The 16,407-nt window shown below is 68.8% G+C and carries 7 protein-coding genes; 6 read left to right on the forward strand and 1 reads right to left on the reverse strand.

Annotated elements, in window-relative coordinates; translation table 11 throughout:
* Positions 1-7,713: non-ribosomal peptide synthetase (locus tag J7E89_RS29945; RefSeq protein ID WP_214977603.1), on the forward strand; the 7,713-nt coding region annotated here is incomplete at its 5' end.
* Between the two features lie 73 nt (positions 7,714-7,786).
* Here J7E89_RS29945 and J7E89_RS29950 read toward each other — a convergent pair.
* Positions 7,787-8,824 carry a threonine/serine dehydratase gene (locus J7E89_RS29950; protein ID WP_251061288.1) on the reverse strand — a complete coding sequence of 346 codons (1,038 nt, stop codon included), beginning with the start codon at positions 8,822-8,824 and terminating at the stop codon, positions 7,787-7,789.
* 250 nt (positions 8,825-9,074) lie between these two features.
* Here J7E89_RS29950 and J7E89_RS29955 point away from each other — a divergent pair, with 250 nt between their 5' ends.
* The 5 genes from J7E89_RS29955 (at position 9,075) to J7E89_RS29975 (ending at position 16,394) form a co-directional block, all read left to right on the forward strand.
* Positions 9,075-9,986 (forward strand): ATP-binding cassette domain-containing protein, encoded by a 912-nt coding sequence (locus J7E89_RS29955; protein ID WP_308315642.1) that lies wholly within the window; start codon positions 9,075-9,077, stop codon positions 9,984-9,986.
* Positions 9,983-10,840 carry an ABC transporter permease gene (locus J7E89_RS29960; RefSeq protein WP_214977606.1) on the forward strand — a complete coding sequence of 286 codons (858 nt, stop codon included), beginning with the start codon at positions 9,983-9,985 and terminating at the stop codon, positions 10,838-10,840. The genes J7E89_RS29955 and J7E89_RS29960 overlap by 4 nt, the downstream gene beginning before the upstream one ends.
* A 418-nt stretch (positions 10,841-11,258) precedes the next feature.
* The gene (locus J7E89_RS29965) at positions 11,259-12,842 is read left to right on the forward strand and encodes an MBL fold metallo-hydrolase (protein ID WP_214977607.1); all 1,584 of its coding nucleotides are present in this window, start codon (positions 11,259-11,261) and stop codon (positions 12,840-12,842) included.
* A 79-nt stretch (positions 12,843-12,921) separates the two neighbouring features.
* Positions 12,922-13,944, forward strand: coding sequence for a 4-hydroxyphenylpyruvate dioxygenase (gene hppD, locus J7E89_RS29970; protein ID WP_214977608.1), 1,023 nt, complete (start codon positions 12,922-12,924; stop codon positions 13,942-13,944).
* The gene (locus J7E89_RS29975; RefSeq protein ID WP_214977609.1) at positions 13,941-16,394 is read left to right on the forward strand and encodes an aminotransferase class I/II-fold pyridoxal phosphate-dependent enzyme; all 2,454 of its coding nucleotides are present in this window, start codon (positions 13,941-13,943) and stop codon (positions 16,392-16,394) included. The genes hppD and J7E89_RS29975 overlap by 4 nt, the downstream gene beginning before the upstream one ends.
* The last annotated feature ends 13 nt before the right edge of the window (positions 16,395-16,407 follow it).

Genomic DNA, 16,407 nt, shown 5'->3' on the forward strand with positions numbered 1-16,407 from the left:
CGCCTCGTCGCCTACGTCGTAGCCGCCGAGCATGAGAGCGACACCAGTGGACTCCCCGCACTGGTACGGGAGTTCGCGACTGATCAGCTGCCCGGGTACATGGTGCCCTCCGCCGTTGTGGCCCTGGAATCCCTGCCGCTGTCGGCAAACGGCAAACTGGACCGCAAGGCCCTGCCCGCACCGGACTACTTCGACACAGAGGCGGCGGGCCGAGGCCCTGCGACCCTCCAGGAGGAGCTGCTGTGCGGCGTGTTCGCGCAGGTGCTGGGGATCCAGAGCGTCGGAGTCGACGACGACTTTTTCGCGCTCGGCGGGCATTCGCTGCTCGCGGTCCGGTTGGTCAGCCGGATCCGTACGGTCCTGGATGTGGAGGTGCCGCTGCGGGCGCTGTTCGAGGCCCCGACGGTCGCCGCTCTCGCCGCCCACCTCGTCGGCGCCGACACGGCCCGGCCGGCGCTGACGGCGAGGGAGCGTCCGGAGCGGGTGCCGCTGTCGTTTGCTCAGCGACGCCTTTGGTTCATTGGGCAGTTGGAAGGACCGAGCGCCACCTACAACACTCCGATCACCGTGCGGCTGTTCGGCGAGGTGGACCGGGACGCACTTGGTGCGGCGCTGCGGGATGTGATCGGCCGGCACGAGGTGCTGCGCACGGTGTTCAAGGTGGCGGACGGTGAGCCGTATCAGCGCGTACTGAACCTGGACGACCTGGCCTGGGACCTGAGCGTGGTCGAGCTCGCCCCGACGGAGATGAGCGATGCTGTCGCCGAGGCCACCAGGTATGCATTCGATTTGGCGTCCGAAGTGCCGATCCGGGCCTGGTTCTTCGATGCCGGGCCGGATGAGCAGGTACTCGTGGTCGTGGTCCATCACATAGCGAGCGACGGCTGGTCGCGGGCACCGCTGGCCCGGGACTTCTCCGCGGCCTACGAGGCGAGGTGTGAGGGCCGCACCCCCGAGTGGCAGCCGTTGTCGGTGCAGTACGCCGACTATGCCCTGTGGCAGCGCGAGGTGCTCGGTGGAGAGCGGGACCCCGAGAGCCTGATGTCCCACCAGGTCGCGTACTGGCGTGAGGCGCTGGCGGGGGCTCCGGAGGAGCTGGCGCTGCCCTTCGACCGTGCGCGGCCGGCGGTCGCTTCTCACCGTGGGCACACCGTGCCGTTGGTCGTTCCGGCGGAGGTGCACGCGAGCCTCGCGCAGGTGGCGCGGGCCGAGGGCGTGACGAGGTTCATGGTGCTGCAGGCCGCCTTGGCGGTGCTGCTGTCCCGCCTGGGCGCGGGCACCGACATCCCGATCGGTTCGGCACATGCCGGGCGTACGGACGCGGCCCTGGAAGGCCTGGTGGGCTGCTTCGTCAACACCGTCGTACTACGTGCTGACTTGACCGGCGATCCGACGTTCCGTGAGGTGCTGGCGCGGGTACGGGAGGCGGGCCTTTCGGGCTTCGCGCACCAGGATGTGCCGTTCGAGCGGCTGGTGGAGGAGCTTGCACCGAGCCGGTCGATGGCTCGTCACCCGCTGTTCCAGACCGTCCTGACGATGCAGAACACCATCGATGCAATGCCGGACCGGCCGGTTGCACGGGCCGGAGGGGAGCCGACGGACGGGCGGGCGGCGAAGTTCGACCTGGACGTGATGGTGGGGGAGGTGCTCGATGCGGATGGCGCCCCCGCCGGGTTGCATGGTTCGGTGACGGTGGCGGCTGATGTATTCGAGCCTGAGTGGGCTGGGCGGATCGCGCAGAGGTGGGCGCGGGTTCTCGAGTTGCTGGCTGGTGATCCGCAGATTCGTCTCAGTGCTGTTGACGTGCTCGATGAGGCTGAGCGGCAGCGGGTGTTGGTCGAGTGGAATGACACGGCGACCGATTCTGTGGCTCCGTTCGTTCACGAGCTGTTCGCGGCTCAGGTGGGGCGTACTCCCGATGCGGTGGCGATCGTCGCCGATGGCGTGGAGGTGTCCTTCGCGGAGTTGGATGTGCGGGCGAATCGGCTGGCGCATTATCTGGCTGGTCAGGGTGTGGGTGCGGAGTCGGTTGTGGGTCTGTGCCTGGGCCGGGGTGTGGAGATGATCGCCGGGATCCTGGCGGTGTGGAAGGCCGGTGCGGGCTATCTGCCCATTGATCCGGAGCAGCCGACCGAGCGGATCGCGTTCATGATGCGTGACAGCGGTGCGGTGCTGACGCTGACGACCGAGGAGATCCTTGACGAGCTGCCGGCCGGACGCGGGCGTCTGGTCGCGGTGGACGATGTCCTGACCGGGATGCAGCTGGCCGCGGCACCGACGACGGCACCGGAAGCCTGGGTGGCGCAGGGCTCGTTGGCCTATGTCATATACACCTCTGGGTCCACGGGGCAACCGAAGGGTGTGGCGGTTACGCATGGTTCGTTGGCGAACTATGTGTCTTCGGTGCCGGGCCGTGTGGGGTTCGGTGAGCCGGGTGGCCGGTATGCGCTGCTGCAGGCGCAGGCGACGGACCTGGGGAACACGGTGGTGTTCGCCAGCCTCGCGACCGGCGGTGAGCTGCACATTCTGGAGGAGGGTGCGGTCACCGATCCGCAGGCGGTGGCGGCCTATCTGGCCGAGCACGCCATCGACTGTCTGAAGGCGGTGCCCTCACACCTGGCGGCGCTGAGTGCGGCCGGCGGTGTGGAAGGCGTGCTCCCGGGGAAGTCGCTGGTGCTGGGCGGTGAGGCTGCTTCGCCGTCGTGGGTACGGGAGTTGATGGCTGCGGCCGGTGAGCGCGGGGTGTTCAACCATTACGGACCCACCGAGGTCACCATCGGCGTGGCGACCACCCGGCTGACTCCGGAACGTGTGGCGGGTGAGGCGGTCCCGGTGGGATCGCCGATCGGCAACACCCGCTTCTATGTTCTGGATGAGTGTCTGCGGCCAGTTCCGGTAGGTGTGGTGGGTGAGCTGTACGTCGCGGGCGCTGCTCTGGCGCGTGGGTATGTCCGTCGTGCAGGTTTGACGGGGGAGCGCTTCGTTGCTGACCCGTTCTCTTTTCCCGGGGAGCGGATGTACCGGACGGGTGACCGGGTGCGGTGGACGGCTGAGGGCCAGGTCGTGTTCCTGGGGCGGGCTGACGATCAGGTGAAGATCCGTGGTTTCCGGATTGAGCCGGGTGAGGTTCAGGGGGTACTGGCTGGTCATCCGCTGGTGGACCAGGCGGTCGTGATCGCCCGTACTGATTCCTCGGGTGACACGCGTCTGGTGGCCTACGTCGTCCCCGACGACGCGGAGAGCGTGGATGAAGAACTGCCCGTAACCCTGAGGAAGTTCGCTGCCCTGCGGTTGCCTGAGCACATGGTGCCCTCGGTGGTTGTGGTGCTTGACAGTCTGCCCCTGACAGGCAATGGCAAGCTGGATCGCAAGGCTCTGCCCGCACCGGACTACGCCGCCACGACGGGCGGTGGCCGTGGCCCGGCCACTGTTCAGGAAGAGATCCTCTGCCTGGCGTTCGCCGAGGTCCTCGGCCTGGAGAGCGTCGGTGTCGACGACGACTTCTTCGACCTGGGCGGGCATTCGCTGCTTGCCGTCCGGCTGGTCAGCCGGATCCGTACCGTGCTGGGCGTCGAGGTCGAGATCCGCGAGCTCTTCGAGGCTCCCACGGTCGCCGGCCTCGCTGCCGGCCTGGCCGACGCGGGCGCGGCACGGGCCCCGCTGACGGCAGCGGAACGCCCCGAGCGGATACCCCTGTCCTACGGACAGCGCCGCATGTGGATCATCGCCCAGCTCGAAGGTCCCAGCGCCACGTACAACATCCCGGTCGCCGCACGGCTGTCCGGCGGTGTGGACGCCGAAGCGATGGCGGCTGCCTTCCGTGACGCGCTCGCGCGGCACGAGGTGTTGCGCACCGTGTTCCCGGTCACCGACGGTGAGCCGTACCAGCAGATCGTCGACGTCGAGGAGCTGGCCTGGGAGCTCACCGTGGCCGATGTCGCCCCGGGTGACCTCGCGTCGGCCGTGGCCGAGGCGGAGGGCCACACATTCGATCTGTCCTCCGAGATCCCCATACGGGCCTGGCTGTTCCGGGCCGGACCGGCTGAGCATGTCCTCGTGGTGGTGGTCCATCACATCGCCAGTGACGGCTGGTCCTGGGCCCCGCTGGCGCGGGACGTCTCCACGGCCTACGCGGCCCGGTGCGAGGGCCGGGCTCCGGAGTGGGCACCGCTGCCGGTGCAGTACGCCGACTACGCCCTCTGGCAGCGCGACGTCCTCGGGGACAGTGAGGATCCGGACAGCCTGATCTCCAGCCAGGTCGGCTACTGGCGCGAGACACTCGCCGGTGTGCCGGAGGAGCTGGAGCTGCCGTTCGACCGGATGCGTCCGGAGGTGGCCGGCCACCGGGGGCACCGAGTACCGCTCGAGATCCCGGCGGATGTGCACGCGCGGCTGCAGGGGGTGGCGCGGGCCGAGGGCGTGACCATGTTCATGGTGCTGCACGGCGCCCTGGCGGTGCTGCTGTCCCGGCTGGGGGCGGGCACGGACATCCCGATCGGGTCGGCGATCGCCGGGCGCACCGACGAGGCGCTGGACGACCTGGTGGGGTACTTCGTCAACACCTTCGCTCTGCGCACCGACCTGTCGGGCGACCCGACCTTCCATGAGGTGCTGGAACGGGTGCGGGAGGCCGGTCTCGGGGCGTTCGCGCACCCGGACGTACCCTTTGAGCGCCTGGTGGAGGAGCTGGCCCCGACCCGCTCGATGGCGCGCCATCCGCTGTTCCAGGTGATGCTGCTGTTGCAGAACACCGCGAGCGCGGTGCTCGACCTGCCCGGTCTCGACGCCGGTCGCGGAGCGCAGACCGAAGTGCCGGCCGAAGCGCCGGCCGACGCGGGGCCCGAGAAGCCGGCCGACGCGGAGGCCGGTACATCCGTCGGCACGTCGGTCGTGAAGTTCGACCTGGACGTGAGCCTGGCCGAGACGTTCGACGCCCAGGGCGCACCGGCGGGGATGCGCGGCGGGATGGTCGCGGCGGCGGATCTGTTCGACCCCGAGTCCGTCGCCCGGATCGCTCAGCGGCTGGTACGCGTCCTCACGACCCTGGCCGCCGACCCGGGCATCCGGCTGAGCGCCGTGGACGTACTGGACGAGGACGAGCGCCAGTGTGTGCTCACCGAGTGGAACGACACCGAGGCCAAGGTGCCGCACGCGACGGTGGTCGAGCTGTTCGAGGCACAGGTCGCCCGTACCCCCGACCGGACCGCTCTGACCTTCGGGGACGTGGAGCTCGGCTACGCGGAACTGGAAGCCCGGGCGAACCGCCTCGCGCGGTACCTGATCGGCCGGGGAGTGGGGCCGGAGTCGGTCGTCGCGGTCGTCTTCGAGCGCACCGTCGACCTCGTGGTGGGGCTGCTCGCAGTGATCAAGGCAGGCGCCGCCTACCTGCCGATCGACCCGCACTACCCGGCCGACCGCATCGCGTACGTGATCGCGGACTCGGGCGCGGTGTGCCTGCTGACCGGCGAAAGCATGCGCGAACGGCTGCATGAGTTCGAGGTCGACGCCAAGGACGGAGCAGGCGTGCCCGTGGTGATCGTCGACGACCCCACCATGGCCGAGGAGTTGGCCGGCTACGCCGACGATGCGCCGGCCGACGCCGAGCGGACGACCCCTCTGCTGCCCGAGCACCCGATGTGGGTGATCTACACCTCCGGGTCCACTGGACGCCCCAAGGGCGTGCTCGTCGAACACCGGGCGATCGTGAACTTCCTGGCCTCCATGCAGGACAGGTTCACGCTGGACGCGGACGACCGGCTCCTCGCGGTCAGCACGCACGGCTGCGACATGGCGGGCTTCGAGTTCTACCTGCCGCTGATCAACGGCGCGAGGCTGGTGCTCGCCGCGCAGGAGCAGGTGCTCGACCCGTGGGCGCTGCGCGAGGTGATCCGTTCCACCGGTACGACGATGGTGCATGCCACGCCGAGCCTCTGGCGCGGCCTTGTGGCCGACGCCGACGACCCGGTGGACTGGACACGGGTGCGCGCGATGATCGGCGCCGAGGCACTGCCCAGTGACCTGGCACGCACCATGCTGGCCAGGACGCCCACCCTGACGAACCTGTACGGCCCGACCGAGACCACGGTCTGGTCGACCGCCGCGGAGCTTCGGGGTGACTCGGCCGACGTGTCGTCGATCGGCGGCCCGATCGGAAACACCCAGGTGTACGTCCTTGACGACGCGCTGGCCCCGGTACCCCCGGGCGTGGCGGGCGAGTTGTACATCGCCGGCAAGGGCATGGCGCGTGGATATCTGGGACGGCCGGGTCTGACGGCGGGCCGCTTCGTGGCCTGTCCGTTCGGCGCTGCCGGTGAGCGGATGTACCGTACGGGCGACGTGGTGCGGTGGACCGCCGGCGGCGAGCTGCGGTACGTCGGACGCTCCGACGACCAGGTGAAGGTGCGCGGGTTCCGCGTCGAGCTCGGGGAGATCGAGGCGCTCCTGGCCTCGCACCCCGAGGTGTCGCAGGCAGTGGCGCTCATACGGGAGGACAACCCCGGCGACCAGCGGCTGGTGGCCTACGTCGTGCCGACCCGGGATGCCGCGAGCGACGCGACCGACGGGCTCGCCCAGGCGGTACGCGCGATCGCCCAGGACCGGCTGCCCGGGTACATGGTGCCCTCGGCGGTGGTGGTGATCGAAAAGCTGCCGCTGATGCCGAACAGCAAGCTGGACCGCAAGGCACTGCCGGTCCCCGACAGCACGGCGGGGGAGGAGACCACCAACTGGGAGGTCAACTCGGTCGAGGCGAATGTCTGCGCGGCGTTCGCCGAGGTCCTCGGGGTGGAGTCGGTCGGGGTGGACGACGACTTCTTCGCCCTTGGCGGACACTCCCTGCTGGCGGTCCGGCTGGTGGAGCGGCTGCGGGCGCGTGGAGTGTCGATCGCGGTCCGCGACCTGTTCGCGGCCCCGACCGCCGCCGAACTCATGAAGCGGATGTCCCTGTCGTCCGTACGGGACTCACTCGACGTCCTGCTGCCGATCCGGACCCAGGGCAGCGAGCCGCCCTTCTTCCTCGTGCACCCCGCGGGCGGGCTGAGCTGGTGCTACATGCCACTGGCCCGGTACGTCCCGGCCGACATCCCGCTGTACGGACTGCAGGCCCGAGGCCTGGACGGAGCGGGCGAACTCGCCGGTTCCATCCGGGAGATGGCGGCGGACTACATCGAGCAGATCCGCTCGGTGCAGCCGAGCGGTCCGTACCACCTTCTGGGCTGGTCCTACGGAGGTCCGATCGCGCACGAGATGGGCGTTCAGCTGCAAGCCGCGGGAGAAGAGATCGCGGCCCTGGTCATCATGGACATGAGCCCGTGGGTCCAGCAGCCGGACGAGGAGCCCGCCGGGCAGGGCGACGAGCCGCAGGAGGATCTGGAGGCCAAGGTGGACCGGCTGCTGGACGTCGTGCGCCAGGAGGCCGGCAGTACTCTCGGGGCGGTGACCGACGAGGAGTACCGGAGGTTCGCACGCGTTCTTCAGAACCACCGGACGATACGGGTCGGTCATGAGTTCGGGCGATTCGACGGTGATGCCCTGCTGATCGTGGCGGAGGAGGACAGGCCGGAGGACGGTCCCACCGCCGAGCACTGGAAGCCGTATGTGGCGGGTGAGGTCTCCGAGACCGGAATTCCGTGCACTCACTACGAGTTGGGCAGTCCCGAGGCTCTGGGCACGGTGTGGTCCGCCGTGTCGGATTGGCTGGGACGCGAGGAGTGACAACGCGAAGGGAGCTCCCGCCATCTGGCGGGAGCTCCCTTCGCGTGGGGGTGTTCGCACTTCATCCGGGCGCTTACGGCATCGGGATCCCGTCCACGTGGTCGGTCAGCAACGAGGTGACCAGGCCCGGTTCGACGTTTCCGCCACTGAGCAGGACTCCGACGTCGGTCCCGCAGTCGGCGGCGTGACTCAAGGCCGCCGCCAGCGCGGTGGCTGCCGCCGGCTCGATGACCAGCCGGGAGTGGAGAAAGGCGGCGCGCAGCGCATCGGCTATCGCTGATTCCCGTACGGTGACGACCGTGGCAACGCTCTGCCGGGCGAGGTCGAAGGGAAGGTCGCCGATCCGGTCGGGGCGGAGCCCGTCGGCGATGGTGTGCAGTGCGGGAACGGTCACCGGCCGCTGTTCGCGCAGTGCGGCGGTGAACGCGGGCACAGCCTCCGGCTCCGCCCCCACCACCGTCACGTCGTGCCCCGAGGCCGCCAGGCAGGCACCGGCGATCGCGCTGCCACCGCCGATCGGCACGACCACGGCGTCCAGCCGGGTGCCTTCCCCGGCCACCTGGCTGATCAGTTCGGCTGTGGCGGTTCCCTGGCCCGCGACTACGTGCGGGTTCTCGTAGGGGTCGACCACGTCGTACCCGTGCAGCTCCCGCAGTTCCTCCACCACGGCCACCCGCTCGGCGAGCCTGGTGCCGACGAGTACGACCTCGGCCCCGGTTTCCCGAATACGCCGGACTTTGGCCGGTGCCGCGTCGGAAGGCAGCACCAGTGTGGTGGGTAACCGGTATTCGCCGGCGGCCATGGCGACCGAGATCGCGTGGTTGCCCGTACTCTGCGCTATCACGCCCCGGCTCCCGGCGGCGGCCAGTTGCTCCACGGCCAGGAGCGCTCCCCGGATTTTGAATGACCCACCGCGCTGCAGGTTCTCGGCCTTCAACCACAATCGGGCGCCCGAAAGCGCGTCCAAATGGTCCGAGCGGACAACCGGAGTCCTCCATACCCGTCCGATCAGCCGCCGCTCCGCGCTGTCAATGTCGCCGCGGGTAAGTCGCGGAGTGCATTTTGTCGCCGCGGAAAATGCGGATGTCTCCTGCGTCCACGTTTTCCCCATGGGGGTCTCCTTATGGGGGATCGGGGAATGCTGTAGGCGTGCCCGTCATCGTTGCATGGCAGTTCTCGCGGGCGGAAGGTTCAGACGATGACGCATATGTACCGTCCAAACCCTGGTTACTTGACTTCAATAACCTCGGTGGCATTAGGGCATCAGACCATTGGGGTACCTCTCAGGAGGCAGACGCCTGCCCCCAAGTACCCCCGGTGGAGGGATGACGTCCGGGGCCGGCAACGGCACCGTTGGGAGCGTGATCGAAGCCAATGAACTGACGAAGCGCTACGGCAGTACGACGTCCGTCAACTGCCTGAGCTTCACCGTGCGCCCCGGGCGCGTCACCGGGTTCCTCGGCCCGAACGGTGCAGGCAAGAGCACCACGCTGCGGATGATCCTGGGGTTGCACGATCCCACCAGCGGATCCGTCACTGTCGACGGCCGCAGCTTCCGGGACCGCCCCCGCGGGTTGCGGCACGTCGGCGGGCTGCTGGACGCGCACGACGTACACGGCGGGCGCAGCGCGCGGGCGCATCTGTCCATGCTGGCCCGCAGCAACCGCATCCCGCGGCGCCGGGTGGGCGAGGTACTGCAGGAGGTCGGCCTGGCCGAGGTGGCGGGGCGCAGGATCGGCGGCTTCTCACTCGGCATGAAGCAGCGGCTCGGAATCGCCGCCGCTCTGCTCGGCGACCCGCCGGTGCTGCTGTTCGACGAGCCGCTGAACGGGCTGGACCCCGAAGGTGTGAAGTGGCTGCGCGGGCTGTTCCGCCGGCTGGCTGACGAGGGCCGTACGGTGTTCGTCTCCAGCCATCTGATGAGCGAGATGGAGAACACCGCGGACGAGCTCATCGTCATCGGCCGGGGCGAGTTGATCGCCGCGGAGAGCTTGGCGCAGTTCTCCGCCCGCGGCTCCGGCACGAGTGTGACCGTGCGCACGCCCGACGTCGCCGCGCTGACAGCGATTCTGACCGACGAGGGCGCGACGGTACGGCTGGACGCCGGCGGCTTGCTGACGGTCACCGGCATGGACGCGGCCACCATCGGAGACCTCGCCTTCGAACACGTGGTGCCGGTGCAGGAGTTGACCACCCGTACGTCCTCGCTGGAGGACGCCTTCATGGAACTCACCGCCGACAGCGTCCAGTACCTGGCAGGAGAAGGCCGATGACCGCCCCGACGACCGAGCAGTCCCTCACCGCGCCGGTGACGGAACCCCGAGCCCGGTTCGGCGACCTCGTCGCCGCCGAGTGGCTGAAGCTGTGGTCGCTGCGCTCGACGCCCTGGGCGCTCCTGATCAGCGCACTGGCCGTCATCGCGTTCAACGTGTTCACTGCCTACGACCACTACCGTTACTGGTACGAGTACGACGCGCTCGCCCGGGCCGAATTCGTCAGTCGCGGCATCGCGACGGCCGACGCCTTCACCGGCAACGCCGCCACGGCCCTGCTGCTCGCGGCCGGCTCCATCGGTGCGGTCTCGATCACCAGCGAGTACAGCACCGGGCTGATCCGCACGACCTTCGCGGCCGTACCGGCCCGCCGCTCGGTACTGGCGGCCAAAGTCGTCGTCATGGCGGTGGTCATGACCGTGTTCGGCGCCGTCGTCGCGGCGGCTTCGTTCGGTCTGACCCAGGCGATCCTGTCCGGGCGGGACGCCGCGGCCTCGATCGGTTCCCCGGGCGCACTGCGCGTCGTCGTGGCCTCCACACTGCTCGCGCCGGTCGCCGCGCTCGTCGGTCTGGCTCTCGGCGCCGTCATCCGGCACAGCGCGGGCGCCGTGATGGGCTCCTTCGCCATCCTGCTGGTTGTGCCCACGGCACTCAGCGACGACCGTTACCTGCCGGCCGTCATCGATCACGTGCTGCCCTACAGCGCTTGGATGCGCCTGTCCGATCTCGCCTACGATCCCAACGTCGGCCACCCCTACCCGTGGACGGTCGCCGGCGCATGGGTCGTGCTCGCGGCCTGGGCGCTCGTCGCCGCCGTCCTCGCCGTGACCACCGTGCACCGCCGCGACCAATGAGCGCGTAACCCGTCATGACGACGACCGGCCTCCGCTGCTTGGGCAGCGGAGGCCGGTCTGTTTCGTGGCGACGCGCATGCGTTCCCGCGCTGCCCGGTGCTGTTCAACTGCCGCAGTAACGCAGTTGAACAATGCGCCCGCGCCAGGAGAGCCCGCCCATCGCTTCCGCTTGTGTGTTCAAGCGTCGTGAGGATGCAGAGTCTTGATCGACCGTGTGGCGCGGGCCATCCTCGGATAGGAGAGCACCCTGTGTGCGGCGAGCCGGATGTGATTTCGTCGGCGCACTGAACTTCAGGTCTGTGTGTTTTCCCTGTGGTTGTCTGTTTTCTCTGCGGTCCGGTGTGGCGCCATGGGTAATTTGCGGTGTGTCTCGGGCCGGTAAAAACGTTTTCGGTTCTCCTGGAGGGATGGGGTGCAGATGTCTGATGAGCAGGTGTTTCTGCGGTCGAAGGTCATAATTGAGCCGCTGGTGGACAGGTTCGTCGCCCAGCCGCACACGCTGGCGCCGATCGAGGCGGCGATGAATCTGGCATTCCTGCATGTACCGCTGCTGGAGTCGTATCTGCAGTCTCCGCAGGTTCATGTCGCGGCCAGTAACAACCCGGAGCTGCGCGGCGGCTACTTCATCAATATCGCGGAGGAGCGTGCCGACGAGGTGCGCGATCTGCTGTCCGCGATCAAGCAGGACCGGGCAGACATGCTGCGCTTCGCCGAGGCGATCGCCGCCGGCCAGGAGCTGCTGCGGGCGAACGCGACCGGATTCGATCTGACTCCGCTGTACCCGAAGCTGCCGCCGGAGCTGGGCGGCCTGGTCGAGCTGGCGTACGACACCAACAACCAGGCGCAGATGCGTTTCATGGAGCCGGTGATCTACAAGAGCCCCGTCTACACCGAGGCACGCCAGTCGGTGCAGCTCTCGTTCGAGACCGGGATCGAGCGTCCGTTCATCCTGAGCACGCCGAGGCTGAAGTCACCGGACGTTCTGGAGCTGGATATCCCGTTCCGGCACGCGGGACTTGAGGAGCTGTTCAAGACCCGAGTACGTCCGACCACACTGGGCCACCTGCGCGAGGCGCTGGAGCTCGACGACGCGCAGGCGGCTCAGCTGTCCACCATGCTGAGTGCGCGGCCCAGCCTCGCCGAGGACCGTCACATCGAGGGCGGCGGCCGTATCCGGTACTTCGGGCATGCCTGTCTGGTCCTGCAGACGCCCGAGGCAGCCATCGTCACCGACCCGTTCATCAGCGCGGACAGCACCGCCGGCGACCGGTACACCCTGGACGACCTGCCGGACTTCATTGACCTGGTCCTCATCACGCACGGCCACCAGGACCACATCGTGCTGGAGACGCTGCTGCAGCTGCGCGGGCGTGTCGGCGCGATCGTCGTGCCGCGGTCCTCGCGCGGCAACCTGGCCGACCCGTCGATCGCCCTGATGCTCAAGCACCAGGGCTTCCCGGTCATCGAGGTCGACGACTTCGATGAAGTGGAGTTCCCGGGAGGCAAGATCACCGCGACCCCGTTCCTGGGTGAGCACTGCGACCTGGACATCCGCGGCAAGTCGACCTACTGGGCCGAGCTCGCCGGCAAGAAGATCTACATCGGCGCCGACTCCTCGGGCATCGACCCCTCTCTCTACCGCTATGTGAAGGGGCACCTGGGTACGGCCGACTACGCCTTCCTGGGCATGGAGTGCGACGGTGCGCCGCTGACCTGGCTCTACCAGGCGCTGCTGACCATCCCGGTCACCAAGAAGATGAGCAACTCGCGCAAGCTCTCCGGCTCGAACGCCGAGCAGGCCGCCGCGATCATGACCGAGCTGGGCGCCAAGGAGGCGTACATCTACGCCATGGGCGAGGAGGACTGGCTCGGCCACGTCATGGCCACCACGTACACCGAGGACACCTACCAGATCAAGCAGATCGACGAGTTCCTGGCGTGGTGCGCCGACCGCAACATCAAGGCGGGACACCTCTTCAAGCAGCAGGAGTGGCGCTGGTAGCGAGGTGTTCCCACACCCCGGCGAAACCTGACGAGCACGCACCGACTTCTGGCGACCAGCCCCTTCAGGAGGTACTTCCATGGCTGTGCACGACATTGCGTACGCTGAGTTGTACACGAAAGACAAAGTGTCCACTGTCAACTACTTTGTCTCGGCCATGGGCTTCACACCGGTCGCGGACTCCGTGGAGGTCGACAGAAGTTCGGTGCTGCTTCGTCAGGGCGAGGTGCAAGTGGTCGTCACCTCGGGCCGGGGTATCTGGAAGTTCCTGGATGACCACGGGGATGGCATCGCCGATATCGCGATGACGTGCGACGACGTGACGGCGACCTGCGAGGCGGCGGTGGCAGCCGGCGCCAAGGTGGCCGACTCCGTGCAGGGCAACCCGGTCGTGTCGGGGTTCGGCGACGTCTCCCACACCCTGCTCCCCCTGGTCGAGAGCCCCGCGAGCCGACTGCCCAAGGGCCGTAGCTGGGTCGACACCCCGCAGCCGCCCGCCCGGCCGGCGGAGCGGATCCAGCTCCTCGATCACGTAGCGATCTGCCTCGAAGGGGGCAGCCTCGAGCGTTACGCCGATTTCTATCGCGACGCCTTCGGTTTCTCCCGCTTCTCCTCGGAGTACGTCGCCGTCGGGGGCCAGGCGATGGACTCGGTCGTCGTGCGCAGCGCGTCCGAACGCGTCATATTCACCCTGGTCGCACCGGATCCCGGGAAGGAGCCGGGACAGCTCGACGCCTTCCTGGAGCGCAACGGCGGCCAGGGAGTGCAGCACCTCGCGTTCCTGGTCGAGGACATCGTTCCGGCCGTTCACGAATTCCGGGACCGCGGTGTGGAGTTCCTCAGCACCCCGGACTCGTACTACGACCTGCTCGCCGAGCGGATCCCTGAGACCGGGCAGCAGATCGCGGCGCTGAGGGACGCGCAGGTACTGGCCGACCGCGACGAGTGGGGCCACCTCCTGCAGCTGTTCAGCCGCTCCCCGTATCAGCGCAACACTCTCTTCTTCGAGCTCATCCAGCGCGAGGGCTCCCGGGGATTCGGCAGTGCCAACATCCGGGCCCTGTACGAAGCGGTGGAGCGCGACCGGCTGACCGCCGGATGAGCGACGCAGGCTCCACCACCGCCGGGAGCCCGATCACCCTTGCCGACTACGCGGCCGAGGCGCGGCGGGGCATGGATCCCGCCGTCTGGGACTTCCTCGAAGGAGGCGCGGGGGAGGAGCGGACCCTCGCGGCCAACCTGGAGGTCTTCGACCGGACGAGGATCCGCCCGCGGGTGCTTACCGGCCTGGGCGTGCCCGACACCAAGACCGAGATTCTCGGACGGACCTGGGCGGCGCCGCTCGCCGTCGCGCCGATGGCCTATCACACGTTGGCTGACCCGGAGGGCGAGGTCGCGACGGCACGCGGCGCGGGAGCGGCCGGTGGTGTCCCGCTCGTCGTGAGCACCTTCGCCAGCCGTACGTTCGAGGACATCGCCGCAGCCGCCGCCGGCCCCCTCTGGCTCCAGGTGTACTGCTTTCGCGACCGCTCCACGACGCGGCAGCTCGTCGAACGCGCCGAGCGGGCCGGCTTCGAGGCACTGGTTCTCACGGTGGACGCACCCCGGCTCGGCCGCCGGTTGCGCGACCTGCGCAACGACTTCCGGCTGCCGCCGGGGACCGGGCCGGCCAACCTCAGCGGCACCGGCTTCTCCTCACCCAGCGGTCATGCCCTCGCCGAATTCGATTCTTCCCTCGACTGGTCCGTGATCGAGTGGCTGCGCTCTGCCAGCTCGATGCCCGTACTGCTCAAGGGCATTCTCACCGCCACCGACGCCCGGCAGGCGATCGACGGGGGTGCCGACGGCATCGTGGTGTCGAACCACGGCGGCCGACAGCTGGACGGCGCCCCGGCGACGCTCGAGGTGCTGCCGGAGATCGCCGGAGCGGTCGCGGGGGCCTGCCCGGTGCTCCTCGACGGCGGGATACGCCGCGGGGCAGACGTACTGGCATCCCTGGCCCTGGGCGCGGACGCGGTGCTCCTCGGACGCCCTGTGCTGCACGGGCTGGCCGCCGGCAGGGAGGAGGGGGTGGAGCGTGTTCTGGGCATCCTCACCGACGAACTGACAGAGGCCATGACGCTCACCGGCACCCGTTCCGTCGCCGACGCGGGGCCCGGACTGGTGCAGGCCCAGCCGGGTGGCGCGCGGATGTCCGGCACGGCGCCCGCACCCATGGTGCCTGCCCGTACGGTCCCGAGGCCGGCGGCCGCGGACGATGGTGGGCTGCGGAAGCAGGACCTGCACGGCAGCGTCCGCGACCCGGTGCTCGACACGATGAACTTCCTCAACGAGATCACCCACCGCTACCCCGAGGCGATCTCGTTCGCGCCCGGCCGCCCGTACGACGGCTTCTTCGAGACCGAGCAGATCTTCACGTACCTCCGCCGCTACGTGGACCACCTCGCCGAGGGCGGGGACTCACCCGGCCAGATCCGCTCCGCGCTCTTCCAGTACGGCCCGACCAGTGGCCAGATCCGCGAACTGATCGCCGACTCGCTGCGCCTGGACGAGGGCATCGACGTACCCGCGGAATCCATCGTGGTCACGGTCGGCTGTCAGGAGGCGATGTTCCTCGCGGTACGGGCGCTCATCTCGGGGCCCGAGGACGTGCTGCTGGTCTCCAGCCCCTGCTATGTGGGCATCACCGGCGCGGCCCGCCTGCTCGACGTCGTACCGACCGCTGTCGAGGAGGGCGAAGGCGGATTCCGTTGTGCCGATCTCGAGGCGGCGATCCTTGCCGAGCGCGCGCGAGGACGCCGGCCCCGGGCCTTCTACGTCGTTCCCGACCACTCCAACCCCTCCGGCACCACCATGTCCCTGGAAGCGCGCCGGGAGCTTCTCGACCTGGCCGCCCGTCAGGACATTCTGATCCTGGAAGACAGCCCCTACCGGATGGTCAGCCCGGGGAAGCAGCTGCCGACCCTCAAGTCCCTCGACCGTGAGCGCAGAGTCGTTCACCTGGGGTCGCTCTCCAAGACGCTCTTTCCGGGCGCCCGGGTGGGTTTCGCCGTCGCGGACCAGCTCGTCGTGGACAGCGCGGGCCGAACCGGACTGCTGGCGGACGAACTCACCAGGATCAAGAGCATGGTGACGGTGAACACCTCACCGGTGAGCCAGGCCGTCGTGGCGGGCATGCTCCTCTCCGCCAACGGCGGGACCGCGCAACTCAACACCAGGACGGCCGCGTACTACGGCGACGCGATGCGCGTAACGCTTCAGCAGCTCGAGGAGTGCTTCCCCGAGGACGAGCGGGCAGCGCTCGGCGTCAAGTGGAACAAGCCCGCCGGAGGATTCTTCCTGGCGCTCAGTGTTCCCTTTCGCGCGGACAATGCCGCGCTGGTGCGTTCCGCGGAGGAGTTCGGAGTCATCTGGACGCCGATGTCGTACTTCTACCCCCAGGGCGGCGGAGAGCACACCCTCCGGCTGTCCGTCAGCTACCTGACACACGAGCAGATCGCGGAAGGCATCGCACGGCTCGCGCGTTTCGTCAGAGCCGCGGGTGAGGGGTGATCACGTTCTGACG

This window comes from Streptomyces sp. ISL-100 (assembly GCF_018614615.1).
GTDB lineage: Bacteria > Actinomycetota > Actinomycetes > Streptomycetales > Streptomycetaceae > Streptomyces.